Raw genomic sequence first — 24,325 nt, 5'->3', positions numbered from 1 at the left:
GATAAGATTGCATTGTTCGCAAAGACTATGCGATATCATGCATGAATGGACCGGGATCTGCTCACCCATCTGCCTGTCGTCATTGCCGTTGCCCGGCGCGGCGGCTTTGCGCTTGCCGCAGCCGAACTCGGTATGAGTCCGTCCGCCGTCAGCCATGCGGTGCGCCTTGTCGAAGAGCGCATTGGTCAGCCGCTGTTTGCGCGCACGACGCGCAGCGTTTCGCTGACGGAAGCCGGCAAGGCGCTGGTGGAGACGGCGACCCCTGCCCTTCAGGACATTGCCAAGCGGATGGACCGCATCCGCGCCATCAAGGGCCGGCCTTCGGGCCTGCTCAGGCTCAACGTTCCCAACATCGCCATTCCTCTGGCCGTGACGCCCATGGTCGCCGCGATGGCGGAACGCTATCCGGATGTGACAATTGAATTGCTTACGGACCAGGGGCTGATCGACATTGTCGGCGAGGGTTTCGATGCCGGCATCCGGCTGGGCGAAATGATTGCGCAAGACATGGTCACTGTCCGGCTGACGCTGCCGTTCAAGGCGGTCATCGTCGCCTCTCCCACCTATATCGGCCGGCATGGCCGTCCGCGCAGCGTGGCCGATCTCGCCAACCACAATTGCATCGGTTACCGGTTGGTCCGCTCCGGTGCGCTCCATCGCTGGGATCTGACCGAAGACGGCAAGGATGTCGTTGTGGAGACGAAGGGCACGGTCATCGTCACGGATTCACTCGCCGCGATTGACCTGGCGCTTGCCGGAGTAGGCCTCGCCCACATGTTCGAGCCGCTGGCACGTGCGGACCTTGCAGCCGGCCGGCTCGTGCAGGTCCTGCCGCAATCGGCAATCGAGGAACCTGGCCTGTTCCTCTACTTTCCACGCCGGGCGGCGATGGCGCCGAAACTGCGGGCCTTTATCGACACCGCACAAGAAATCGGCCGGACATCCCTGCGAACATCCGGCCGAAAAAAATTGTCGGAATAAGGCAGTAGGAAGCTTACTTCTTGACCGCCGCCGCGACTTCCGCCGCGAAATCGGTCGCCTCCTTTTCGATGCCTTCGCCGAGCGCGAAGCGCAGATAGACGGTGATCTTGGCCGGCGCGCCGATCTCCTTTTCGGCATCCTTTAGCGCCTTCTCGACGGTGATGTCGGGATTGAGCACGAAGGCCTGCTTGAGCAGCACGACTTCTTCATAGAACTTGCGCAGGCGGCCCTCGACCATCTTTTCGATGATCGCTTCCGGCTTGCCTGACTGGCGCGCCTGATCGGAGAAGATCGCCTTCTCGCGCTCGACCGCTGCCGGATCGATCTGCTCCGCCGTCAGCGCCAGCGGGTTGGTGGCGGCGACATGCATGGCGACCTGGCGGGCAAAGGCGTTGGCGGCATGTTCATTGCCCGTGGTCTCGATCGCGACCAGCACGCCGAGCTTGCCGAGGTTGTCGGCGACCGAATTATGGACATAGGTCGCCACGGCGCCATGCGGCACCGTGAGCTTCGCCGAGCGGCGGAAGCTGATGTTCTCGCCGATGGTGCCGACAGCGTCCTTGATCACCTCGGTAACAGACTTGTCCGAACCGGGATATTTGGCGGCAGCCACCGCTTCGGTCGTGCCATAGGCGAGCGCCACCTTGGCAATGTTGCGGACGAGCTCCTGAAACTGCTCGTTGCGGGCGACAAAGTCAGTCTCGGAGTTAACCTCGACAATGGCAGCCTCGCGGACGCCGGCATCGACGCCAATCAGGCCTTCGGCGGCAGTGCGGCCGGCCTTCTTGTCAGCCTTGGAGATGCCCTTCTTGCGCAGCCAGTCGACGGCCTCTTCCATGTTGCCGTTGGTCTCGTTCAACGCCGCCTTGCAGTCCATCATGCCCGCGCCGGTCAAGTCGCGGAGTTCTTTGACCTGTGCAGCCGAAATGCTCATTGTCGCCTCTTTGTTTTAAATGCACCGACGCACCATCGAATCTCGACAGTGCGTCTGTTTAGCGGGCCAAAATATGAGAAAGATGAAGGCCGCAAACCGGCCTTCGATTATCAAGCCTCGGGGGCTTCCGAAGCCGGAGCCGGATCGAGCGCAGGCTCGACCGGAGCTTCGACCGAAGCGCCGATATCGACGCCGAGCGCGCCCTGCTGACGGGCGATGCCGTCGATCGCAGCCTTGGCGACCAGGTCGCAATAGAGCTGGATGGCGCGGGCCGCGTCGTCATTGCCGGGGATCGGGAAGTCGATCTTGTCCGGGTCGCAGTTCGAATCGATGATGGCGACGACCGGGATGCCGAGGCGCTTGGCCTCGAGGATGGCGATCGCTTCCTTGTTGGTGTCGATCACGAACATCAGGTCGGGCGTCGAGCCCATGTCCTTGATGCCGCCCAGCGCCTTGTCCAGTTTCTCGCGCTCGCGATCGAGGTTCAGGCGCTCCTTCTTGGTGAGGCCCTGGGCCTCACCGGCCAGCATCTCGTCGAGCTTGCGCAGGCGCTGGATCGAATTCGAGATCGTCTTCCAGTTGGTCAGCATGCCGCCGAGCCAACGCGAATTGACATAGTACTGAGCCGAACGCTGTGCCGCATCGGCGACGATGTCGGACGCCTGGCGCTTGGTGCCGACGAACAGCACGCGGCCGCCCTTGGCAACGGTGTCGGACACCTGCTTCAGCGCCTGGTGCAGCAAAGGCACCGTCTGCGAGAGGTCGATGATGTGGATGTTGTTGCGGGCGCCATAGATGTAGGGCGCCATCTTCGGGTTCCAGCGGTGGGTCTGGTGGCCGAAGTGAATGCCAGCTTCCAAAAGCTGGCGCATGCTGAAATCAGGCAGAGCCATTCTTATTTTCCTTTCCGGTTAGCCTCCACGGACACAGGCATTTTTGGACGAAGTCCTCGAACGCCACCGGAGGTTTCAGCCGGATTTCTCCCGGGCAGACACCAAAGTCCGTGTGTGGAATGAGCGCGCATATAGAGGGGAAGTGCGACAAACGCAAGCGCGGCAGCGTTTTACCGCTCAGCGTGCGGCAATCAGCGCTCCGGTGCCGATCATGGCGCTGCCGGCAAACCTGTTCATCAGCCGCATGCGCTTCGGCGTCCGGAACCAGCCCGAAGCCCGGCCCGCAAGGGCGGCATAGACACCCATTGTGAGGATATTGACGCTGATGACGGCGGCCACCACCAGCAGGCCATCGACAAAGGTCAGCGTATCGAGGTTGAGGATCAGCGGCATGATCGAGGCATGGAACAGGATCGCCTTCGGGTTTCCCAAAGCAATGGACGCGCCAAGGAAGAAGGACCGGGACAATCTCGCCTCAGCCGTCCGCAGCTCATTCGATTGCGTGGCCGAGGCGCGCCACATCCTGATGCCGAGAAAGATCAGATAGGGGGCGCCGGCATATTTCAGCAGCAGAAAGATCCATTCGAACGTCTGGGCCAGCGCCACCAGCCCGAGCAGCGCCAGAGTGACCAGCACCGCGTCGCCGGCGGCAACCCCAAGGCCGGCCATGAAGGCGCGAAGGAAACCGCGCGACACGCCATTGGTGATGACCGCGAACATCGCGGGCCCCGGCGTGGCGGCAGCGAGTGTGACGGCGGCGCAATAGGCCAGAAATGCCGTTGGTGTCATCGCTTGGCCTTTCCATTGGGCACCCGCACGCGCCGGAAGATCGCGACGATCTCCTCGCGGCTGCATTCGATGGCGCCGAGCCGCACCGCGCGGTCGCGCTCGAAGCCGGTTATGTCATAATGCGGAGCGGATGTCTTGGGCGGTCCCTGGTAGGATGAACGCTTGACGCCAAGCGCGGCGGCGAAGCGATGCAACTCGTCGGTGTCGTCGGCCATCAGGTGGCACCAGCGATGGCCGGCCCACTTCCAGATCGCCGCATCGACGTAGACTGCCATCAAGCCCGCCGCGGCCAGCTCAATTGCGCAACCCGGCTATTTCGATACCGGGCAAGGCTTTGTCTGGTCGAACAGCGACAGATTGACCAGCTTGCCGGTCATCGAGAAGTCGCCATAGTCCATGACGAGATCGCGGGTGATGCCGTTCTCATGCAGCTTGAAGCTGATCCGGTATTCCGGCACTTCTTCGCCATTCTGGGCGCTGTCGTCGAAATAGGCGATGTCGACCGGCCAGTATTTGTCGGTGGCGAGCTTCGCCAGCGCCGGAGCCTCGGGATCGGCCTTGTCGGCTTCGGTCTTCTTGCCGACGACGACGGTGGTCGTCATCACCTTGTTGGCGTCCTCCGAGCCGTCGAACAGGTTTGTCTGGTAGAAATTCTCGCCCTTCTCGGCCTTGCCGATCAGCTCGACCAGATGCTGGGTCGGAAACTGGGTGGCGGCAAGCTCCAGGCTGTTCTTCTCGGGCTTGTCGATATCGACCTTCAGCCCTTTCGTGTCTTTGGTGGCGATGCCCTTGACCTCCTTGTCGAGGTTCTGGTCGACAAAGGATTTGGTCACGAAGGAAAAGGTCTTGCCTTCGGCGTCCTCGAAAGTCGTCGTCTGCTGGTCGGTCAGTCTCGTATTGTCGTTGGTGACGATCTGGGTCACGAAACGGAATTTCACCGTATAGCCTTCGCAGGCCGAACCGTTGAATTCATAGACCATACGACCGGATATGCCTGTTATGCCGGAGCGGTCGGAGGCTTTGTTGAGGGTGAGGTCATAGACGGCGCGATGCGCCTGCAGCGCCGGCACGGCGAAAGCGGGGACTATCGGCAACACCGCCGACAACAGGACGGCGTGGAATGCAAGGCGCGCTGCGCGCATGAGGTACTCCGATCGTCGCGGCTGATGGCAGGCCGCAGGGAAAGATGGTCCAGCTTAAAAAAAGTCGTGGCGGAAGCGAGGCAAAAATAGCAATTTCGGCCCCGCCAGCGCGGCGCCTTCCAGCAATAGGGAAAAGCAATGAGTGAAACAATCGAAAAGCGGCTAAGTGATCTCGGCGTGACGCTTCCTGCCGCCGCCGCACCTGCCGCCAACTACGTGCCCTATTGCAGGTCAGGCAATCTGCTGTTCACCGCCGGGCAATTGCCGCTCAAGGACGGCAAGCTGCAGGCGAGCGGCCTGCTCGGCCGCGACGTCGACACAGCCAGCGGCAAGGACGCGGCAAAATACTGCGCGATCAACATTCTGGCGCAGGCCAAGGCAGCACTCGGCGACCTCGAGAAAATCCGCCGCCTGGTGAAGATCACCGTCTTCGTCGCCTCGGCTACGGACTTTGTCGAACAGCATCTGGTTGCCAACGGCGCCTCCGATTTCCTGGTCGCAGCCCTTGGCGAGCGTGGCAAGCATGCCCGCTCCGCCGTCGGCACCGCCTCCCTGCCGCTTAATGCCGCAGTTGAAATCGAAGCGATCTTCGAAGTCGAATGAGCGAAGGCCTGACATGACCGACCTCTCCTGGCTGACTGCCCGGCCCGTTGCCCATCGCGGCTTCCACGACATGAACAAGACGCGCTGGGAAAACACGCTGTCCGCCTTCACGGCGGCGGCCGAACGGGGCTACGCCATCGAATGCGACGTGCATCTGTCGTCGGACGGCGTTCCCATCATCATCCATGATGACGACCTGAAAAGGCTGACCGGACAGGACGGCTTCGTCTGGCAGCGCAGCGCGGCCGAACTGACCGCACTCAAGGTTGGCGGCACATCGGATCACTTGCCGACGCTGCAGGAGGCTCTCGACCTCGTCGATGGCCGCGTGCCCATGGTCGTCGAACTGAAAGGGATTCCCGGCCGTGACGAAGGCCTGGTGGCGCGCGTCGGCAAGATGCTCAAGCGCTACAAGGGCAAGGCGGCGATCATGTCGTTCGATCACTGGCTGATCCGCGACTTCCCGAAACATGCGCCCGGCATTCCCGCTGGCTTGACCGCCTACGGCAAGGACCTCAAGCTGATCGAAGCGCATTTTTCCATGCTGGCGCACGAACTCTCCTTCACCTCCTACGCCGCCGGCGACCTGCCGAACCCGTTCGTCAGTTTCGTGCGTGAAAAGCTCAAAATGCCTGTCATCACCTGGACTGTGCATGACCAACCCGCGATTGACCTGACCTTCAAATATGCCGATCAGATGACATTCGAAGGGTTCGAACCCGATCTGGTCAAAGTCGCCTGAGCGGGGTGTCTGAAACGTGACTTGTAGCGGCCCGGATGGAGCTTAAATAAGCCTCATGGATCAGGGCGACGATGGCGACGGGCAAACTGCAAATGCGGACTATTCGATCCGCATCGCCGCGGGCATCGGCGCATTCACCTGCGATGAATGGAACGGCTTTGCCGGCACCACGCGCGGCGACGCGGAAAATGGCTATAACCCACTCGTTTCATTCGCTTTTTTGAGCGCACTGGAAGATTCCGGCTGCGCCGTGCGGCGCACCGGCTGGCAGGGACATCACCTGCGGCTGGAGACCGCCGACGGCAGGCTTCTAGGCGCCGTCCCCTGCTATCTCAAATCGCACAGCCAGGGCGAATATGTGTTCGATCACGGCTGGTCGGATGCCTTCGAGCGCGCCGGCGGCCGCTATTACCCGAAACTGCAAAGTGCTGTGCCGTTCACGCCGGTCACCGGCCCTCGCCTCCTGGTCACCAAAGGCGAGGATCCGGATGCGGTGAAGGCCGGGCTTGCCGCCGGCCTCAAAATGGTGACGGACAAGCTCGGCGTATCCTCGGCGCATGTCACCTTCGCGCAGGAAAGCGACGTCGCGACGCTGGAGGCCGCTGGCTTCCTGCATCGCACCGACCAGCAATTCCACTTCTTCAACGAAGGCTTTTCGACCTATGACGACTTCCTCGCCACGCTTGCCTCGCGCAAGCGCAAGGCGATGAAGAAGGAGCGGCGCGAAGCGCTTGCCCCAGGCATCACCATCGACTGGCTGACCGGCAAGGACCTGACCGAGAAGGCCTGGGATGATTTCTACGCCTTCTACATGGACACCGGCAGCCGCAAATGGGGCCGCCCCTACCTGAACCGCCAGTTCTTCTCGCTGATCGGCGAACGCATGGCGGACGATATCCTGCTGGTGATGGCCAGGCGCAACGGACGCTACGTGGCCGGCGCCATCAATTTCATCGGCTCCGACGCGCTCTATGGCCGCAACTGGGGCTGCATCGAGGATCACCCCTTCCTGCATTTCGAGGTCTGCTATCACCAGGCCATCGACTTCGCCATCGAACGCAAGCTGAAGGTGGTCGAGGCCGGTGCGCAGGGAGAGCACAAGCTGGCGCGCGGCTACCGGCCAGTGATCATGCATTCCGCCCACTACATTTCGCACCCCGGCCTGCGCAATGCGGTGGCCGACTATCTCAAGCGCGAGCGGCGCGAGGTCGAGCGGATGGGCGAATATCTGGAAGAGCATACCCCGTTCCGCAAGGATCTCGAGGAATAGCAGGTTTTGGCATGGTCGATCTCGCCTGATCGCCCGCCACATCGTCTTGCCGCTCCGGGAGAGCTTCGCTACACGAGACGGCGAGGCACAATCCGGAGTGTTCGCCATGGCTGAAACCGCCTATGACACCGACAACATCTTCGCCAAGATCCTGCGTGGAGAAATCCCTTCGCACCGCGTTTACGAAGACGACGCCGTCGTGGCCTTCATGGATGTGATGCCGCAGGGACCGGGCCATACGCTGGTGGCGCCAAAGGCCCCGTCGCGCAATCTGCTCGACGCCAACCCGTCGACTTTCGGCCCGCTTTTCACGGTCGTCCAGAAAGTGGCGCTCGCAGTCAAGAAGGCGCTCAATGCCGACGGCGTCACCATCCTGCAGTTCAACGAGCCAGCCTCCGGGCAGACCGTCTATCACCTGCACGTCCATGTCATCCCCCGCTTCGAAGGCATCCCGCTGAAACCGCATACGGGCGGAATGGAGAAGCCCGAAGTGTTGGCCGGGAACGCCGAAAAAATACGCGCAGCGCTCGGAAGCTGACCCGCACCTCGTTGCGCAGGAGGAATATTCTAGTTGGCGGCTTGCGCCAGCCGTTCGATCGCGCTCGGCTGGGCGCCACTTCGCATCAGCCGCTGGCGTATCGCATCCGCGCACTGTTCAGGGCTGAGGACCGAGGTGTCGACCTCGAGATCGTAAACGCCCGGCCGGTGCACCGCTTCCTGCCACAGACGCACCGGCAGAGGCACGGGATCGTCCGAAGAGCCGGTGACATAATCCCTGCCCGCCTCGCCGGCGGCTCGCCTTTCCATGATGATTTCAATCGGACAGCGAACGCCGACAAACAGCACCGGCAGGCCGGCAAGACGGCGTGCGCAATCGACCAGACAGTTGAGCGGCTTCGAATAGGCATCGTGATGGCCGACATCCGTCACCACATTCAGCCCCAGCCGGCTATGCGCCGCGATCGATTCGTAAGGGCGGCGTACAAATGCGGCACGAAACCTTCGAGGTCAGGGCGTTCGCCGCCAGGACGCAACCCTGTTCCCGGGCGAAGTCGCGGCGGTGTGATTTTCTCATAACTGTCGACGCCCAGATTCATCCACGCGCCATCGAAGCTTTCCTGGATGGCTCGGGCGATGCTCGATTTTCCTGACCGCGGTGCGCCGTTGAGGATGATGATCTGGCCTGGCATAGCCACCCTATTGCTCAAAATGAAAAAGCCCCGTTGCCGGGGCTTTTTCGAGTGAGTGCCGATCAGCCCTTGCGGGGCAGTTGCGGGACCAGGCTGCGCTTGCCGCCATCCTTGCCCTTGGGCTCCGGCTTCTGCGCCACGAGCTTCTTTGCGACAGGCTTCTTGGCCACGGCCTTGGGCGGCTTCGGCGCGTCTTCCGGCTCTTCCTTCTTCGGCTTCACCGGTGCCTCGTCGGCCAGCGATTCGAGCTTCAGACCGGTCTCGCCGGTTTCCTTCTTCTCGACGGTGACGCGCACCGTGCCGCCCTTCTTGAGCTTGCCGAACAGCACCTCATCCGCCAGCGGCTTCTTGATGTGCTCCTGGATCACACGACCGAGCGGCCGCGCGCCCATGCGCTCGTCATAGCCCTTGTCGGCGAGCCAGGCGATCGCATCCGGCGACAGGTCGAAGGTGACGCCACGCTCGGAGAGCTGCGCCTCGAGCTGCATGACGAACTTCTGCACCACCTGATGGATGACCGGCACCGGCAGCGAGCCGAACGGGATGATCGCATCGAGACGGTTGCGGAATTCCGGCGTGAACAGCCGGTTGATCGCCTCGACATCGTCGCCTTCGCGCTTGGTCGAACCGAAACCGATCGCCGCGCGCTGCGCATCGGATGCGCCCGCATTGGTGGTCATGATCAGGATGACATTGCGGAAGTCGATCTGCTTGCCGTTGTGATCGGTCAGCTTGCCGTGATCCATCACCTGCAACAGGATGTTGAACAGGTCCGGATGCGCCTTCTCGACCTCGTCCAGCAACAGCACGCAGTGCGGATGCTGGTCGACACCGTCGGTCAACAGGCCGCCCTGGTCGAAGCCGACATAGCCGGGAGGTGCGCCGATAAGCCGCGAAACGGTGTGGCGTTCCATATATTCCGACATGTCGAAGCGGATCAGCTCGACACCGAGTGAGGCGGCGAGTTGCTTGGCGACTTCGGTCTTGCCGACGCCGGTCGGACCCGAGAACAAATACGAGCCAATCGGCTTTTCCGGTTCGCGCAGGCCGGCACGTGCCAGCTTGATCGCCGAGGTCAGCGCGGTGATGGCGGTGTCCTGGCCATAGACGACGCGCTTCAGCTCGATGTCGAGGCCTTGCAGCACCTTCTCGTCATCGGCCGAAACAGTCTTCGGCGGAATGCGCGCCATGGTGGCGATCGTTGCTTCGATCTCCTTGATACCAATGGTCTTCTTGCGCTTGGCTTCCGGCACCAGCATCTGCGAGGCGCCGGTCTCGTCGATCACGTCGATCGCCTTGTCCGGCAGCTTGCGGTCGTTGATATAGCGCGCCGACAATTCCACCGAAGCCTTGATCGCCTCGTTGGTGAACTTCACCTTGTGGAATTCCTCATAGTAGGGCTTGAGGCCCTTCATGATCTCGATGGCGTCCTCGATGGTCGGCTCGTTGACGTCGATCTTCTGGAAGCGCCGCACCAGAGCGCGGTCCTTCTCGAAGAACTGGCGGAATTCCTTGTAGGTGGTCGAGCCGATGCAGCGGATCGCACCCGACGACAAAGCCGGCTTCAACAGGTTCGACGCATCCATGGCGCCGCCTGACGTGGCACCCGCACCAATCACGGTGTGGATCTCGTCGATGAACAGCACCGCACCCGGATAATCCTCGAGTTCCTTGACGACCTGCTTCAGCCGTTCCTCGAAATCGCCGCGGTAGCGCGTGCCGGCCAGCAACGTGCCCATGTCGAGCGCGAAGACGGTGGCGTTGTGCAGCACTTCGGGAACGTCGCCTTCGACGATGCGCTTGGCCAGCCCTTCGGCGATCGCCGTCTTGCCGACGCCGGGGTCACCGACATAGAGCGGGTTGTTCTTGGAGCGGCGGCACAGCACCTGGATGGTGCGGTTGATCTCCGACTCACGGCCGATCAGCGGATCGATCTTGCCGGCCTTGGCCTTGTTGTTGAGGTTGACGCAGTAAGCGGTCAGCGCGTCCTGCTGCTGCTTCTTCTTGCCGCCTTCCTCCTGCGGCTCGGCGCCGTTCTGGCCGCCCTGCTCGTCATCGGCGCCGCGCGGCGAGCGCGTCTCCGATGCGCCGGGACGCTTGGCAATGCCGTGCGAGATGTAGTTGACCGCGTCGTAGCGGGTCATCTGCTGTTCCTGCAGGAAATAGGCGGCGTGGCTTTCGCGCTCGGCGAAGATGGCGACGAGGACGTTGGCGCCCGAAACTTCTTCACGGCCAGACGACTGCACATGGATCACCGCGCGCTGGATGACGCGCTGGAAGCCGGCAGTCGGCTTGGAATCCTCATCGTAGCCGGTGACCAGGTTGTCGAGCTCGGTGTCGATATAGGTGAGAACAGTGTGCTTGAGCTCATCGAGATCGACGTTGCAGGCGCGCATGACGGCGGCCGCCTCGGTGTCGTCGATCAACGCGAGCAACAAATGTTCAAGGGTTGCGTATTCATGGTGCCGCTCATTGGCGAGCGTCAGCGCCTGGTGAAGCGCCTTTTCCAGGCCTTGGGAGAAAGCCGGCATGTTACCTCACTTCTTCTCCATCACGCATTGCAGCGGATGCTGATTCTGTCGGGCGAAATCCATGACCTGAGACACTTTGGTCTCGGCCACCTCGAATGTATAGACCCCGCACTCGCCCACTCCATGATTGTGAACATGAAGCATGATGCGTGTGGCGGCTTCGCGGTCCTTCTGGAAAAAACGCTCCAGCACGTGAACCACGAACTCCATCGGAGTGTAGTCGTCGTTGAGGATGAGGACCCGGTAAAGGCTGGGCTTCTTGGTCTTGGTTTTGGTGCGCGTGATCACGGCCGTCCCGCGGCCGGCCTCATTGCCGTCGCCGCTGCCGTTTTGCATCCGCGCCACTTGTCTCGTGGCAGTCAAACCGATCGTCACGTAATCCTGCCTCTTCGAATCCTCATGCGAGTTCGACATGTAGGTGTTCGATGGACGATTTTAAGCCCTTCTGGTTAGCTGACAATATGGCTAGGTGCCCAAACTTGGCTGATTTTCGCAATCGTGAAGCGCTACGCGGTTCCAGATGGGAAATTGACATGAAAAAACCCGGCCGCGCTTCCGCAACCGGGTTTTGTCCCGGACCCAAGGGGCCGGATCTGGATCTGTCGGGGGAAATTACTTCGCCTTGGCAACGATCGATTCGAACGGCTTGTAGGCTTCCTTGGCGAGTTCGGCATAGAGGTCGCCGATCTTGGTGGCCTCGGCGACGAACGCCTCGTAGGACTGCTTGGCGTAGTCGGACTGGATCTCGATCGCCTTGTCCAGCGACTTGGCCGAAAACAGCTTCTCGACGGCGGCGCTGCCGGCTTCAAAGCTCTTCTTGGTGTACTCACCGGCCTCGGTGGCGATCGCCTGAGCGCCCTTGGACAGCGAGGCGAAGCTCTTCAATCCGGTGTCGGCGAATTCCTTGCCGTATTTGCTGAAGTCCTCATAGGTCTGGGTCATTTCACGATTCCCTTGACGGTTGAGGCGTCCTTCTTCGGGGCGCCCTTGTGCAATGCACTAGAATATATTGTGCGCTGCACAAAAGTCAATATTTCGCCGGCGTGCGGAGCCCGCCTGCGCAGGCAATGGCTAAAAATCAAATAAAGTGCGTTTCAAGCCCGAAGAAAATGGTGAACGCGGCGGTTACCATAAACGGATTGGTAACGCTGCCCCGCTAGCTTGGCTGGAAGTGAGGCAGGACCCTTTGCCGCCTCCAACGCAACGAAGAATTCAAGGGAAATATCAGTGCGTCAGGCGTTGTTGGGCATCGTTTCCAAATCCACCTCCCCCCTCAAAGCGATCATGGTCTTCACCTTGGCGTTGACCTTCGTTTGCGCTGACGTTGCCTCGTCGCTGGCAGCGCGGCCGGCGGCCATTGTCGTGGACGCCAAGACCGGCAAGGTGCTGTACTCCGCGGATGCCAACGGCAGGCGCTATCCGGCGTCGCTGACCAAGATGATGACGCTTTATCTGACCTTCGAAGCGATGGCGAAGGGCAAGATCAGCAGGAATTCGCAGGTCGTGTTTTCGGCCCATGCCTCCGCCGAGGCGCCAACGAAACTCGGCGTGAAGCCGGGCGGTTCGGTTTCGGTCGAGACCGCGATCCTGTCGATCGTCACCAAGTCGGCCAACGACTCGGCCACCGCGCTCGGTGAAATGCTTGGCGGCGATGAACCCACTTTTGCCCGCATGATGACCGCCAAGGCGCGGGCGCTCGGCATGAACGGCACCGTCTTCCGCAACGCCAACGGCCTGCCCGACCCCGGCCAGTTCACCACGGCGCGAGACATGGCCACGCTCGGCATCGCGCTGCGGGAGCATTTTCCCCAGTACTACGGCTACTTCTCGCAGCGCTCCTTTCTCTACGGCCGCCAGCGCATCAACGGCCATAACCGTCTGCTCGGACGCATCAAGGGCGTCGACGGCATCAAGACCGGTTACACCCGCGCCTCCGGCTTCAATCTCGTCTCGTCGGTTAATGACGGCAACCGCCGGCTCGTCGCCGTTGTCATGGGCGGCACCTCGGGCGGCAGCCGCGACAACCAGATGGCGAACCTGATCAACACCTACATGCCGAGGGCCTCGACCCGCGGCGGTGGCGATCTGGTTGCCAGGGCTGACAGCAGCAGCAATCCGATCAAGGCGCTTGCCAAGGTTCTCCTGCCCAAGCACGACGCGCCGACCCCCGACGACAAGCCGGTGGCGGTGGCCAGCGCAGACGACACGGCCGTTGCCGAAGACGCGACTGTTGCGCAGGGTGATGATGAAGAGAGTGCCGAGGCCGAAGCACCCAAGCTGGTTGTCCCGGCAAAGAAGGTGAAGACCGTCATCGTCGCTGCGCCGAAGGTCGCCACCGCACAGGTCGTGGCTGCCTATGCCGAGCCGACGCCGCCGGCCGTCGATCCGGTCAACACCGCGTCGGTGCCGTCGGGCTGGGCCATCCAGGTCGCCTCGTCGCCGACGCAATCGGAAGCCCAGGCATTCCTCGACAAGACCACCAAGCAGGCGCCGAAGGTGCTGGCGGATGCTTCCGGCTTCACCGTCGCCTTCGACAAGGATGGCGTCACCTATTACCGCGCCCGCTTCGGCGGCTTTGGTTCGAAGGACGCCGCCTGGAAGGCCTGTACCGCTTTGAAGAAGAAGAAAATCGAGTGCTACGCCGTCCAGCAGTAGGACGGCGTGGAAGCAATCTCCCGGAAATTTTCTGCGTCGAAGGAGACTAGTTGTGATTGGAGAGCAAGACGTCCTTGGCTTCGTTGATTCGCGCCGCCAGGAAAGACGTACCGCCGATATCGGGGTGCAGGCGCTGCATCAGGCGGCGGTGCGCCTTGCGGACATCCGCCGCGGCGGCCCCCGCTTCAAGACCAAGGACCTTGTAGGCCTCCTCCTTAGTCATGGCGCCCGGACCTGGCGCAACACCCAGCCCTTCGCCACCGTTCGTCTCAGTGTTTTTGCGCCAGACGGGAAATCTGCCGTCAAGATACGTCTCTAGCAGCTGGCGGCTCTCCGCATCGCCGGAGAGTTCGCGGTAGAGATGCTGCAACTCCGCAAGGCCCATCGCGCCAAGCATCTTGCCGTCATGGCGGCCGGCCAGAACCAGCCCTTCGAGGCCGCCCGTATTGTGATCGAGTTCCATCTCGAGCGCTGCCGTCCGCACCGTTGAGCGTTTTCCCGGCGCCTGCCCGACATCAGGCCGGTTCTTGCGCGTGGCGGCATACCAGCCGATTGCCACGAACAGGATGACGCCGCCGATTCCGCTTCGACCAACCAGAAGCACGGCGCCACCCACCAGCGCCAGCAGGATCGGTCCCAGCGTTCTCGTCCCGCTTGCCAGCCGGGCTGGATCGGCCCGAAGGAAGGCCGAGGCCACGCCCAGGAGCACCAGCAGCAATGCGACCAGAACGATAATTGCGCCTAACATTTCCCACCGCCCCGCAGATACCCTGTGCACTTGGACAGCCGCGTGATGTCATCAAACACTTTTTCTGCGCCGGAATGATGGCCTTCGCCCGGACAGGAAGAGAATCGCCAAGCGGGATGGCTCTCCAACCCCGCTGTCCTTGTCGACGTCGACAGCTTTTCATTGCGCATGAATTTCAAGATGTGGCGTTGTCGAGCCGCTTGCAAGTCCAGTGAGAAGCAAGATGGAGGGCCAGAAAGCCCGCGCCGGAACAGGCAACGCTTCCGCGCGATGGCCTACAGCAAGCCGAGATCGGCAAGCTCGCGCCTGAGTTTGGGCGGCATCTCGACCAGTCCCGCCTTGCCCTTGCCGAGATCGACCGGCGCGTCCGACGGTTTCAGGTAGCGCCAGCCCTGAAAGGCCCGGCGCGGCTGCCAGTCGGTGCGCACGACTTGCGGATCGAGCATCAGATGGCAGCGGCCGATGCCCTCGTCGTCGGTGAAGGGCCGGATTTCGGTGATCAACTGCCGGCATTGCACGTTGCCCTTGATCACCCAGTAGAGCGAACCGCCATCGGTGATCTCGGCGCCGCGCGTCGGCACCATGCGGGTGGTGTGCCAGTGTTCGGCCGGTTCACCGGCGCGGCGCCGTTCGTCGAGACGGAACTCGATCCATTCCTCGAGATCCTCGACGCTGTCGCAGCCGACGCACAGTTTTAGGAGATTGAGAGCCATTCGCTAAGGTTAGTCCGGAGCGCCGAGACGTCAACGGCCTGACGGACTTCTCCACAGTGCTGGTTTAGACCCTCAGCACTCCACGACATTGACGGCGAGCCCGCCAAGGCTGGTCTCCTTGTACTTCTCGTTCATGTCGAGACCGGTCTGGCGCATGGTCTCGATCGCCGCGTCGAGCGGCACGAAGTGGACGCCGTCGCCCTTGATCGCCAGAGACGCGGCCGTCACCGCCTTGACCGCGCCGAGTGCATTGCGCTCGATGCACGGCACCTGGACCAGCCCGCCGACCGGATCGCAGGTCATGCCGAGATGGTGTTCGAGCGCGATCTCGGCGGCATTCTCGACCTGCTCGGGCGTACCGCCCATGACGGCGCACAGGCCGGCCGCGGCCATTGCCGAGGCGGAGCCGACCTCACCCTGGCAGCCGACCTCGGCGCCCGAGATCGAGGCATTGGTCTTGATGATACCGCCGACGGCAGCCGCCGTCAGCAGGAAGTCGCGGATGCTCGGCTGGTCGGCCTCGGGATGGAAATGCAGCCAGTAGCGCAGCACCGCCGGCAGGGTGCCGGCAGCGCCATTGGTCGGCGCGGTGACGACGCGGCCGCCGGCGGCATTCTCCTCGTTGACCGCCATGGCATAGATCGACAGCCAGTCATTGGCGAGCAGCGGATTCGGCCGGTTCTGCTGCCACTGCTCTTGCAGCTTGTCGTGGAGTTGCCGGGCACGGCGCCGCACCTTCAGCCCGCCCGGCATGATGCCGTCCTGCGATAGGCCGCGGTCGATGCAGCCCTTCATCGCAACCCAGATGGCGTCGAGGCCGGCGTCGAGCTCCTCGCGCGACATCTGCGTTTCCTCGTTGACGCGCTTCATCTCGGCAATGGAAAGACCGCTCTTGCCCGCCATCTTCAGCATCTCGACGGCGTTCTTGAATGGATACGGCACTTTCTTGCCTTCGGTCGTCACCGACCCCTTGGCCTTCATCCGCTGCAGTTCTTCTTCCGAAACCACGAAGCCGCCGCCGATCGAATAGTAGATGCGCTTGAGCAGCAGACGGCCGCCGGCGTCGTAGGCATAGAACGCCATGCCGTTGGCGTGACCCGTGAGCGGCGTCTTGCGGTCGAGCACCAGATCGGTGGCCGGGTCGAAGCGATAGGATGGATGGCCGGGAGGCGAAATGCGCTTTTCGGCAGCGATGCGGCCGGCAATCCCATCAGCCTCGTCGGGGTCGACGGTCTGCGGCGTCAGGCCGGCAAGGCCGAGCACGACGGCGCGATCACTGCCGTGGCCGATTCCGGTATAAGCGAGCGAACCGTGCAAGCTAGCGCCCAGCCCGTCGACCTTGACGCCGGCCGGGCGCGGCCAGTCACCATTGAGGATTTCGTCGAGGAAACGGGCAGCCGCCGTCATCGGCCCCATCGTGTGTGAGCTCGAGGGGCCGATGCCGATCTTGAACAGGTCGAAAACCGAAAGGAACACGCTGTCTCCTGGGTCAGGTCGAGAACTACATATAGGAATTCTCCGGATGTTTCCGCTCTTTTGGCAATCGCGGCGCAGCACCTGCCGACCTTGTTTGCTCCGGCAGCGACATTGCTGTCGCTCGGGGGGCCGGCATCGAAGCGACCGCGCTGGATGTGGTAAATTCAGCCCATGGGTGATTCCTCCTATCTGTCTACGGCCGATCTCGGGGCGTTGGCGCTCTTCCTGATCGCGTGGCTGCTGCACACGCTCGCTTCCGACGGCAGGCTGGTCAGCCGCATGTCGCTGACGACGGCCATGAATGCGCAGCGCGAAGCCTGGATGCGCACCATGGCCGAGCGCGAGATCCGCATCGTCGACACTGCCATCATGAGCGGGCTGCAGCAGGGCACCGCCTTCTTCGCCTCCAGTTCGCTGATCGCGCTCGGCGGCTGTTTTGCCTTGCTCGGGGCGTCCGACCGGGTGCTTGAAGTGCTAAGCAACCTGCCGCTCGGCGGCGCGCCGTCGCGCCCGGCCTTTCAGATCAAGGTGCTGGGACTGGTGCTGATCCTCGCCTTCTCCTTCTTCAAATTCGGCTGGGCCTACCGGCTGTTCAACTATTGCTCGATCCTGATCGGCGCCGTGCCGATCCCGCATGGCGAAGCCTCGCGCAATCCGGTCACGAAAACGGCTGTATGGCGTGCGACGCAAATGAACATGCTGGCCGGCAAGCATTTCAACTCCGGCCTGCGCGGCGTGTTCTTCTCGATCGGCTATCTCGGCTGGTTCGTCGATCCCCTGGTGTTCGTGCTGTCGACGCTGCTGCTGCTGGCCGTGCTGGTTCGACGCCAGTTCTTCTCGGCGGCGCGGCGCGCCGTCATCGGTCAGCCGCCAGGCGACGGAAACGGCTGATCGATGCGGCCGGAAAGCCAGTAGGCGAAAAGCCCGATCCATTCGCGGAGCGCTATGGTGGTGTTTTGCACAGAATCGATCGCATTGTCGCGAAACAAACCGACACCTTCCTTGCCCGAAGTGTGATAGTCGACTGGCCATGGCACGGTCGGAAAACCAGCCTTGTCGAACAGCGCCTTGGCTCGTGGCATGTGGAAGGCGGAGGTCACCAGCAGCCAGGTCTCGCCTGGCTTCGGTTCGACAAGTTTGCGGCTGAAGACTGCATTTTCGTACGTGTTGCGTGACTTGTCCTCAAGGACAAGACGATCGGCCGATACACCGAGCGGAACGAGCAGGCGGGACGCGGTGTCGGCGTCGCCCTCGCGATCAAGGATAAACGAGCCGTCTCCGCCTGACACAACCACCTTGGCCTGCGGGAAGCGCCGGGCGAGAATTGCGGTCTCGACCATGCGGTCGCCGCTGCTGCTCAATTCATATCCGCCACGCGCGAAGTTGATGGCGCCCTCGAACCCGCCGCCGAGCACGACGATGCCGTCGACCTTTTGCGGCAGCGGCGGCCGTGGAAAACGCTCCTCGAGCGGGTTGAGCATCATCGCGCCAAGCGACGTCCAGGCCGAGAGCGCCAGGATCACAAACGCCAGCACGCTGCCGGTGACGGCCAGCCGCCGCCGGCCGATCAGCCCGGCAATCAGCCCCGCCAGAAGCAGGAAGATCATCAGGTTGAGCGGCTGGATGAAGAACCAGAAGACCTTGGACAGATAGAAGAACATCGCTCACCCCATTACAGTGCCGCGCATGCCTGGGCGCGCAAAGGGCGCTGTAACCCATTGATTTTGCGTATGACCCCTTCCGAAAATCGATTCCGATTTTCGGGGTCATGCGCTAGACGAGCGATACCCTTACCACCACTTCTCCGGCTGAAATGTGCCGGCCGCCTGCTCGATGACGGCGGCGGTCTGGAACAGCGTCTCTTCCTCGAACGGCCGGCCGATGAGCTGCAGGCCGAGCGGCAGCCCTTTCGGGTCGAGGCCGGCGGGCACGGCGATGCCCGGCAGGCCGGCCATGTTCACGGTGACCGTGAAAATGTCGTTGAGGTACATCTTGACCGGATCGGCGGCCATGTCCTCGTCTGCGATGCCGAAGGCGGCGGACGGCGTTGCCGGGGTCAGGATAACGTCGACGCCGGCAGCGAAGACGTTCTCGAAGTCGCGCTTGATCAAATTGCGAACCTTCTGCGCCTGCAGATAGTAGGCGTCGTAATAGCCGGCCGACAGCACATAGGTGCCGATCATGATGCGGCGCTTGACCTCGCGGCCGAAACCGGCGGCGCGGGTCTTCTCATACATCTCGACAATGTCCTTGCCGGGCACGCGCAAGCCGTAGCGGACGCCGTCATAGCGCGCCAGGTTGGACGAGGCTTCGGCGGGCGCCACGATGTAATAGGCCGGCAGCGCGTATTTCGTATGCGGCAAGGAGATATCGACGATCTCGGCGCCGGCATCCCTGAGCCAGGCAATGCCCTTCTGCCACAGCGCCTCGATCTCCTCGGGCATGCCGTCGACACGGTATTCCTTGGGAATGCCGACCTTCATGCCCTTGATCGGCTTGCCGATCGCCGCCTCATAGTCCGGCACCGGCCGGTCGACCGAGGTCGTATCCTTCGGATCGACCGAGGCCATGGATTTGAGCAGGATCGCCGCGTCGCGCACGTCGCGGGCAATCGGTCCGGCCTGGTCGAGCGACGAGGCGAAGGCGACGATGCCCCAACGCGAACAGCGGCCATAGGTCGGCTTGATGCCGACCGTGCCGGTAAAGGCGGCCGGCTGGCGGATCGAGCCGCCAGTATCCGTCGCTGTTGCGCCGGCGCACAAAAAGGCCGAGACGGCGGTCGCCGATCCGCCGGACGAACCGCCCGGCACCAGCTGTGCATTGTCCAGGCTGCGCTGGGTTTTCGTGCCACCGGCCGAGACGAAGCCGCCGTCGCCCTGATGCGTCGTCGGCATCACCACCGTGTCGAGGCGCGAACGCCGCCATGGATTGATGACCGGGCCGTAGTAGGACGTTTCGTTGGACGAGCCCATGGCGAACTCATCCATGTTGAGCTTGCCGAGCATGACCGCGCCGTCGGCCCACAGATTGGCGGTGACGGTCGATTCGTAGCGCGGCTTGAAGCCGTCGAGCACATGGCTGCAGGCCTGGGTGTGGACGCCTTCGGTGCCGAACAGGTCCTTGATCCCCAGCGGAATGCCTTCGAGCGCACCGCCCTCGCCCTTGACCAGCCTGGCGTCGGAGGCCTTGGCCATATCCAGCGCCTTGTCGCCGGTCACCGCGACATAGGCATTCAGCGCCGGATTGGCGCGATCAATCGCCGTGAGATAGGCCTCGGTGATCTCGGTCGCGGTGATTTCCTTGCCGCGCAGCTTGGCACGGGCCTGCGAAATCGTCAGTCGGGTCAGGTCGCTCATCAAAGGCTCTTTTCGTAAAACACCGACCACTCGGAATCGGGATAATCCAGCACCGGGCCGCAGCGCGAGAACCCGGCACGTTCGTAGACGGTCCAGGCGGCGGGATGACGATCACCCGTCTCCAGCACCAACCGCTTCAGTCCTTCCTGCCTGGCCAGCGCTTCGACGCGCTCAACGATCCTCGCGCCGATTTTCTGGCCGCGATGCGAAGGCCGCGTATACATGCGCTTGACCTCGCCAATGGCATCGTCATGGCGCTTCAGCGCGCCACAACCGATGGCGATGCCGTTGTCGCGGGCGATGAAAACCGCCGTGTCCTGGCCGGCCATCTGCTCGACCGTCAGGTGATAGCAGTGCTCCGGCGGCGTCAATTCGAGCAAGGTCTCGTTGAGTTCCTTGACCAGGCCGCGCACGTCGTCCTGCAACGGCGTCTCGATGGCGATCTCGATTGCCATCGGCGCCTTACTCCACGACCTTCGGCACGAGGAAGAAATTCTCTTCGGTCGCCGGCGCATTGGCGACGATGTCGGCCGCCTTGTTGCCGTCGGTGACGACATCCCTGCGCTTCTTCATCTCCATCGGCGTCACCGAGGTCATCGGCTCGACGCCGGACACATCGACCTCGTTCAGCTGCTCGACAAAGCCCAGTATGGCGTTCAGCTCGCCGGTCATGCGTTCGGCATCTTCTTCGCTCACCGCAATGCGGGCGAGACGCGCGACGCGCTTCACTGTCTTGACATCAACGGACATACATTTTGCCTCGGGAAAACCAGTTCGGGCTATAGCGGCGCGGCGCGCACTGCGCAACATGCATCATGCCAGGCATCGCACTAGGCTGCCGTGCTGACCCGGTCCTTGGGGCGGCGCAGCGGGTTGGGCAACTCGAACAATCGCCTCTTTGACGAACACATGCCGCATGCGTCCTCGTCTTCCAGCGCGGCGAAGGCTCGCAATTCCGCATTGGAACAGCCCGGTTCAAGCGGTCGATATGCCAGATAGGGATCCCACTTGTCGGAGAGGCGGTATTTTGCCTTCTGCATCGGCAGATAGGCGAGAGGCGCGCACTTCCAGATCTGTCCGGCGTGGAGTTGCTTGCATTCGCGAGCCGGACAGATTTCCCAACTGGCGCGGGGGTCGCCATCCTCGAAAGGCAACATGGCGTCGCCGAAGCCTTCGTAGCGACGGGTCCAATTCTTGTCTGATGGGCGGATCTGAACATATATCCCGTGTTCGCGGCGCCACGCCTCCAGGAGAGCGAAGACCGGTTTCAACCTTTCCTGGTACTCCTCGGAGGCGTGATGAACCGAGACACTCAATTGGGTGTTGCCATCGGCGGCGAGAATCGCCGGCAATGTCGGGTGACGGTGCAGGAAAAAGCCGTTGCTGACGATCTCTATGCGGGCACTCGGCCAGTGCCGACGGACCAGTCCGACGAAGGACGGCAGCTCCGGATGGATGGTGGGTTCTCCGCCCAGGATGGAGAACCAGACAACGTCTATGCGCCGGCTCCACAGCCCCATCCAGCGGTCCGCCTCCTCGAGCGAGACGGTGCCGGAATGGCCGTGATTGGAGTAGTGCGAACAGCTGTCGCAAGACAGATTGCAGCCATGCGCGACATGCAGTTCCAGTTTCGGGAACACCAGCCGCTCACGGCGAAAAAGCGACCTGACACGGTTCAGCATCGTCATGGCAAGGCAACGCCCTCGCATAGATGGTAGCTGCCGCTGTTGCCGCTCGCCTCGCTTTCGTCATCAATCGGCCGGACCGATACGAGATCAACCTGCGTCGGGTTCATTTGCGTCACCGAGAGCACATCGGGAAAGACATAGCCTGGCTCCTGGCAGATGGCCGTCACCGCCCAGCTCGGCGAGCGTGTCGCCTTGCTGACCTGAACGAACTCACAGCTATATTCGACGCCTTGCAGGCCGTGCGCCGACAACACGATGTTGCCGGCGTCGATCAGCGTCTGCAGCGTATCCTTTTTGGCCTGTGCACAAAGCTCCTCGGACTGAAGGTAGACGCCTTCGATGAAATCATCCGCGGCGAGCGCGGGCGATGCCGCGACAAACATGGACACGCAAAGAGATCGCCCCAACGCCATGGATTTGTTCCGCTTTATCTGCCTCTAGATCGTAATCGTCTCGCCGATCCTAGGCAATGCGACCTTAACACCGGACCCTTCCAGACCGGCCTCGAATTTCTCAGGCGTCGGATCGATCATCGGAAACGTGCCGAAGTGGCAAGGGACGACCGTGTCGAACTTGAAGAAGCGGCGGCAGGCAAGTGCCGCCACCGCGCCACCCATGGTGAAACGGTCGCCGATCGGCACGATGCCGATCTTCGGCTCATGCAATTCGTTGATCAGCGCCATGTCGGAAAAGATGTCGGTATCGCCCATATGGTAGAGCGTCCGGTCTTCCGGGAAATGCAGGACCAGCCCGCCCGGATTGCCGAGATAGACGTTTTTGCCGCCCTCTTTGCCAAACGAGGAGGAGTGCAGCGCCTGGACGAAAGTGGTGGTGAAGCCGCCGCAATCGACCGTGCCGCCGATGTTGCTGGGATTGATCTTGTTGCCGTCGGCGCCCTTGCCGACCAGATACATGCAGATCTCGAAATTGGCGACCAGCTGGGCGCCGCTCTTGCCGAGCACTTCCAGCGCGCCGCTGATGTGGTCGTTGTGTCCGTGCGTCAGCAGAACATGCGTGATCCCTTCGGCCGGCCCTTCCCAGCCACCCGTCCAGGACGGATTGCCGATCAGATACGGGTCGATGAGGATCTTGGAGTCGCCGGTTTCGATACGGAAGGCCGAATGGCCGTACCAGGTCAGTTTCATGAATGCATTCCTCGATTTTTGTCGGGCCAGAGGATAGAACGCCGATGGTCCCGAGATCAAAGGGTTACCGTGTCCGTTGCGCGTTTGACAAAACACGTGGTGGTGAAAGGCGAAGGACGGCCGTTGAGTATTATCACGATCGAGGAATTGCCGGCTCGGCTTGCCGGCGGCAAGACACTGGCCGGGCTCGATCTCGGCGACAAGACGATCGGCGTCGCGGTTTCCGATCGGGGATTCTCCTTTGCTCACCCACGCCCGGTCATCATGCGGCGGAAATTCTCACTCGATGCCGCCGTGCTTCTGGCCTTGCTGGAGAAGGAGAATGTCGGCGCCGTGGTGATCGGACTGCCGATCAACATGGATGGGTCGGAAGGTCCGCGCGCGCAGAAATCGCGTGCCTTCGTGCGCAACATGGCACAGTTGAGCGACCTGCCCTTCGTGTTCTGGGATGAGCGGCTGTCGACGGTGGCGGCCGAAAGGACGCTGATCGAAATGGATTTCTCGCGCGCCAAACGCGCCGGCAAGATCGATTCGGCGGCCGCGGCCTTTATTCTGCAGGGAGTTTTGGACCGGCTTCAGTCACTCGATTCAGCCGATCGAACGGAATCGGACCCGACTGACGCCGTCTGACCCAGTCCCAGATTTCGCGGCGGCGGCGAAATGCCCATATCGCCATCAGCAGAAACCCGTCGAAGATGCAGGCCTTGGCCACCATGCCCGGGATGATGGCCGGATCGATGCCGAGCATCTGGCCATAAAGCTGAAACACGAAATCGTGCAGCTGCCGGGTCAGCATCACATAGCCGAAATTCATGTCGTTGAGCGACAGGTAGAACCAGCCCCAGAACAGCGCCATCGGAGCCGCCCAAAATGCGAAGATGTAGCGCATCAGCGACCTCCCTTCCCGTTCGGGCCGGTCCGGCCCGATATCAGGGAGAGCAGCGAATTATGGGCCGCTGCCTTCGCCATGCTGTGCGCCGTGGCGCGAAAATCGGCGTCATCCGAGGCAGCCGCCGAGCGCCGCTCGGCAAGCATCGCGACATAGGAGGCCAGAAGTGCGGCCAACTGCACCGCGACGACCATGAAGAGCCCGTTGATGCCCTGCGCGGCGCCACCGATCAGGATCATCGACAGGACACCGGAAGCGGAAATGAAGGCGATGCGAACGACGCTGTCGGCGCCCGGGCTGGTACCATCGTTGATCAAGCAATCGACAAAGGCCCAGAAGAACAGCACCGACACGACCAGCAGGGCGGTGGCCAGCGGCGCGACCACGACGATGTTCTCCAGATTGACGAGCCGGGCGCTCTCGATGGTCACACCGAGCACGCCAAGGGCTGCCGCCACACCGCGGTCTCCATCGATGCAGATCAGCGCCAGCAGGGCGAAGACAATTGCCCAGTGCACAGACAGAAAGGAGGTCAGTACGTGTCGCATCGTGGTTCCTGCTTCGGCAGGAATGACAGTGG

At 62.3% G+C, this 24,325-nt stretch carries 28 protein-coding genes and 1 pseudogene; 8 read left to right on the top strand and 21 right to left on the bottom strand.

What is annotated here, in order from left to right; all coding sequences use genetic code 11:
- Positions 1-45: 45 nt before the first annotated feature.
- Complete coding sequence (locus tag DBIPINDM_RS35780; protein ID WP_258583655.1) at positions 46-981, top strand: LysR substrate-binding domain-containing protein; 936 nt, start codon at positions 46-48, stop codon at positions 979-981.
- A 13-nt stretch (positions 982-994) separates the two neighbouring features.
- Here DBIPINDM_RS35780 and tsf read toward each other — a convergent pair whose 3' ends face one another.
- From tsf to DBIPINDM_RS35755, 5 genes are all read right to left on the bottom strand, one after another.
- Positions 995-1,915, bottom strand: a complete 921-nt coding sequence (gene tsf / locus DBIPINDM_RS35775) for a translation elongation factor Ts (protein WP_258583654.1) — start codon at positions 1,913-1,915, stop codon at positions 995-997.
- 110 nt (positions 1,916-2,025) lie between these two features.
- Complete coding sequence (rpsB, locus tag DBIPINDM_RS35770) at positions 2,026-2,808, bottom strand: 30S ribosomal protein S2 (protein ID WP_258583653.1); 783 nt, start codon at positions 2,806-2,808, stop codon at positions 2,026-2,028.
- A 177-nt stretch (positions 2,809-2,985) separates the two neighbouring features.
- Positions 2,986-3,597 carry a LysE family translocator gene (locus DBIPINDM_RS35765; RefSeq protein ID WP_258583652.1) on the bottom strand — a complete coding sequence of 204 codons (612 nt, stop codon included), beginning with the start codon at positions 3,595-3,597 and terminating at the stop codon, positions 2,986-2,988.
- Complete coding sequence (locus DBIPINDM_RS35760) at positions 3,594-3,872, bottom strand: DUF4031 domain-containing protein (RefSeq protein WP_027044556.1); 279 nt, start codon at positions 3,870-3,872, stop codon at positions 3,594-3,596. The genes DBIPINDM_RS35765 and DBIPINDM_RS35760 overlap by 4 nt, the downstream gene beginning before the upstream one ends.
- Before the next feature lie 36 nt (positions 3,873-3,908).
- Positions 3,909-4,739: a cell envelope integrity EipB family protein gene (locus DBIPINDM_RS35755; protein WP_258583651.1), complete on the bottom strand. Its 831-nt coding sequence runs from the start codon at positions 4,737-4,739 to the stop codon at positions 3,909-3,911.
- A 138-nt stretch (positions 4,740-4,877) separates the two neighbouring features.
- On the opposite strand from DBIPINDM_RS35755, the gene DBIPINDM_RS35750 reads away from it, so the two are divergent.
- The 4 genes from DBIPINDM_RS35750 to DBIPINDM_RS35735 all read left to right on the top strand — a co-directional run bounded on the left by DBIPINDM_RS35750 (position 4,878) and on the right by DBIPINDM_RS35735 (position 7,892).
- Positions 4,878-5,342 (top strand): RidA family protein, encoded by a 465-nt coding sequence (locus DBIPINDM_RS35750; protein ID WP_258583650.1) that lies wholly within the window; start codon positions 4,878-4,880, stop codon positions 5,340-5,342.
- 13 nt (positions 5,343-5,355) lie between these two features.
- The gene (locus tag DBIPINDM_RS35745) at positions 5,356-6,084 is read left to right on the top strand and encodes a glycerophosphodiester phosphodiesterase (protein ID WP_258583649.1); all 729 of its coding nucleotides are present in this window, start codon (positions 5,356-5,358) and stop codon (positions 6,082-6,084) included.
- A 55-nt stretch (positions 6,085-6,139) separates the two neighbouring features.
- Positions 6,140-7,354: a GNAT family N-acetyltransferase gene (locus tag DBIPINDM_RS35740; protein WP_258583648.1), complete on the top strand. Its 1,215-nt coding sequence runs from the start codon at positions 6,140-6,142 to the stop codon at positions 7,352-7,354.
- A 106-nt stretch (positions 7,355-7,460) separates the two neighbouring features.
- The gene (locus DBIPINDM_RS35735) at positions 7,461-7,892 is read left to right on the top strand and encodes an HIT family protein (protein ID WP_258583647.1); all 432 of its coding nucleotides are present in this window, start codon (positions 7,461-7,463) and stop codon (positions 7,890-7,892) included.
- A 29-nt stretch (positions 7,893-7,921) separates the two neighbouring features.
- Here DBIPINDM_RS35735 and DBIPINDM_RS35730 read toward each other — a convergent pair.
- The 4 genes and pseudogenes from DBIPINDM_RS35730 to DBIPINDM_RS35715 all read right to left on the bottom strand — a co-directional run bounded on the left by DBIPINDM_RS35730 (position 7,922) and on the right by DBIPINDM_RS35715 (position 12,017).
- A pseudogene (locus DBIPINDM_RS35730) lies at positions 7,922-8,544 on the bottom strand (chloramphenicol phosphotransferase CPT family protein).
- Between the two features lie 62 nt (positions 8,545-8,606).
- Positions 8,607-11,075 (bottom strand): ATP-dependent Clp protease ATP-binding subunit ClpA, encoded by a 2,469-nt coding sequence (gene clpA / locus DBIPINDM_RS35725; protein ID WP_258583646.1) that lies wholly within the window; start codon positions 11,073-11,075, stop codon positions 8,607-8,609.
- 6 nt (positions 11,076-11,081) lie between these two features.
- Positions 11,082-11,411, bottom strand: a complete 330-nt coding sequence (gene clpS, locus DBIPINDM_RS35720; protein ID WP_027051901.1) for an ATP-dependent Clp protease adapter ClpS — start codon at positions 11,409-11,411, stop codon at positions 11,082-11,084.
- 276 nt (positions 11,412-11,687) lie between these two features.
- Positions 11,688-12,017 carry a phasin family protein gene (locus DBIPINDM_RS35715; protein WP_095200145.1) on the bottom strand — a complete coding sequence of 110 codons (330 nt, stop codon included), beginning with the start codon at positions 12,015-12,017 and terminating at the stop codon, positions 11,688-11,690.
- Between the two features lie 285 nt (positions 12,018-12,302).
- Here DBIPINDM_RS35715 and DBIPINDM_RS35710 point away from each other — a divergent pair, with 285 nt between their 5' ends.
- Complete coding sequence (locus DBIPINDM_RS35710; protein WP_258583645.1) at positions 12,303-13,730, top strand: D-alanyl-D-alanine carboxypeptidase; 1,428 nt, start codon at positions 12,303-12,305, stop codon at positions 13,728-13,730.
- Positions 13,731-13,776: 46 nt separating this feature from the next.
- Here DBIPINDM_RS35710 and DBIPINDM_RS35705 read toward each other — a convergent pair whose 3' ends face one another.
- From DBIPINDM_RS35705 to DBIPINDM_RS35695, 3 genes are all read right to left on the bottom strand, one after another.
- Positions 13,777-14,478: a DnaJ domain-containing protein gene (locus DBIPINDM_RS35705; protein ID WP_258583642.1), complete on the bottom strand. Its 702-nt coding sequence runs from the start codon at positions 14,476-14,478 to the stop codon at positions 13,777-13,779.
- 275 nt (positions 14,479-14,753) lie between these two features.
- The gene (locus DBIPINDM_RS35700; protein WP_258583641.1) at positions 14,754-15,191 is read right to left on the bottom strand and encodes a DUF1489 family protein; all 438 of its coding nucleotides are present in this window, start codon (positions 15,189-15,191) and stop codon (positions 14,754-14,756) included.
- 72 nt (positions 15,192-15,263) lie between these two features.
- Positions 15,264-16,667, bottom strand: coding sequence for an L-serine ammonia-lyase (locus DBIPINDM_RS35695; RefSeq protein WP_258583640.1), 1,404 nt, complete (start codon positions 16,665-16,667; stop codon positions 15,264-15,266).
- A 171-nt stretch (positions 16,668-16,838) separates the two neighbouring features.
- On the opposite strand from DBIPINDM_RS35695, the gene DBIPINDM_RS35690 reads away from it, so the two are divergent.
- Positions 16,839-17,558 carry a DUF599 domain-containing protein gene (locus DBIPINDM_RS35690; protein WP_258583639.1) on the top strand — a complete coding sequence of 240 codons (720 nt, stop codon included), beginning with the start codon at positions 16,839-16,841 and terminating at the stop codon, positions 17,556-17,558.
- Here the strand turns inward: DBIPINDM_RS35690 and DBIPINDM_RS35685 are convergent.
- The 7 genes from DBIPINDM_RS35685 to DBIPINDM_RS35655 form a co-directional block, all read right to left on the bottom strand.
- On the bottom strand, positions 17,531-18,328 hold the full coding sequence (locus DBIPINDM_RS35685) for a YdcF family protein (protein WP_258583638.1): 798 nt from the start codon (positions 18,326-18,328) through the stop codon (positions 17,531-17,533). The genes DBIPINDM_RS35690 and DBIPINDM_RS35685 overlap by 28 nt on opposite strands.
- Before the next feature lie 129 nt (positions 18,329-18,457).
- Complete coding sequence (locus DBIPINDM_RS35680; RefSeq protein WP_258583637.1) at positions 18,458-20,023, bottom strand: amidase; 1,566 nt, start codon at positions 20,021-20,023, stop codon at positions 18,458-18,460.
- Complete coding sequence (locus DBIPINDM_RS35675; RefSeq protein WP_258583636.1) at positions 20,023-20,478, bottom strand: GNAT family N-acetyltransferase; 456 nt, start codon at positions 20,476-20,478, stop codon at positions 20,023-20,025. Before DBIPINDM_RS35675 ends, DBIPINDM_RS35680 begins: the two co-directional genes overlap by 1 nt.
- A gap of 7 nt (positions 20,479-20,485) precedes the next feature.
- Positions 20,486-20,773: an Asp-tRNA(Asn)/Glu-tRNA(Gln) amidotransferase subunit GatC gene (gene gatC, locus DBIPINDM_RS35670; RefSeq protein ID WP_027029060.1), complete on the bottom strand. Its 288-nt coding sequence runs from the start codon at positions 20,771-20,773 to the stop codon at positions 20,486-20,488.
- A gap of 80 nt (positions 20,774-20,853) precedes the next feature.
- On the bottom strand, positions 20,854-21,711 hold the full coding sequence (locus DBIPINDM_RS35665; protein WP_258583635.1) for a radical SAM protein: 858 nt from the start codon (positions 21,709-21,711) through the stop codon (positions 20,854-20,856).
- Positions 21,708-22,124 carry a hypothetical protein gene (locus DBIPINDM_RS35660; protein WP_258583633.1) on the bottom strand — a complete coding sequence of 139 codons (417 nt, stop codon included), beginning with the start codon at positions 22,122-22,124 and terminating at the stop codon, positions 21,708-21,710. The genes DBIPINDM_RS35665 and DBIPINDM_RS35660 overlap by 4 nt, the downstream gene beginning before the upstream one ends.
- Before the next feature lie 24 nt (positions 22,125-22,148).
- Positions 22,149-22,856 (bottom strand): metal-dependent hydrolase, encoded by a 708-nt coding sequence (locus DBIPINDM_RS35655; protein WP_258583631.1) that lies wholly within the window; start codon positions 22,854-22,856, stop codon positions 22,149-22,151.
- A 123-nt stretch (positions 22,857-22,979) separates the two neighbouring features.
- Here DBIPINDM_RS35655 and ruvX point away from each other — a divergent pair, with 123 nt between their 5' ends.
- Positions 22,980-23,486 carry a Holliday junction resolvase RuvX gene (gene ruvX, locus DBIPINDM_RS35650; RefSeq protein WP_258583629.1) on the top strand — a complete coding sequence of 169 codons (507 nt, stop codon included), beginning with the start codon at positions 22,980-22,982 and terminating at the stop codon, positions 23,484-23,486.
- Here ruvX and DBIPINDM_RS35645 read toward each other — a convergent pair.
- Complete coding sequence (locus DBIPINDM_RS35645; protein WP_258583628.1) at positions 23,404-23,745, bottom strand: DUF6105 family protein; 342 nt, start codon at positions 23,743-23,745, stop codon at positions 23,404-23,406. The two genes, ruvX and DBIPINDM_RS35645, sit on opposite strands and share 83 nt — an antisense overlap.
- Positions 23,745-24,293 (bottom strand): hypothetical protein, encoded by a 549-nt coding sequence (locus tag DBIPINDM_RS35640; RefSeq protein ID WP_258583627.1) that lies wholly within the window; start codon positions 24,291-24,293, stop codon positions 23,745-23,747. Before DBIPINDM_RS35640 ends, DBIPINDM_RS35645 begins: the two co-directional genes overlap by 1 nt.
- Positions 24,294-24,325: the final 32 nt, after the last annotated feature.

The sequence above is a fragment of the Mesorhizobium sp. AR02 genome (genome assembly GCF_024746835.1).
In the GTDB taxonomy this organism is placed as follows: domain Bacteria; phylum Pseudomonadota; class Alphaproteobacteria; order Rhizobiales; family Rhizobiaceae; genus Mesorhizobium.
This window is presented reverse-complemented; position numbering and strand designations above follow the sequence as displayed.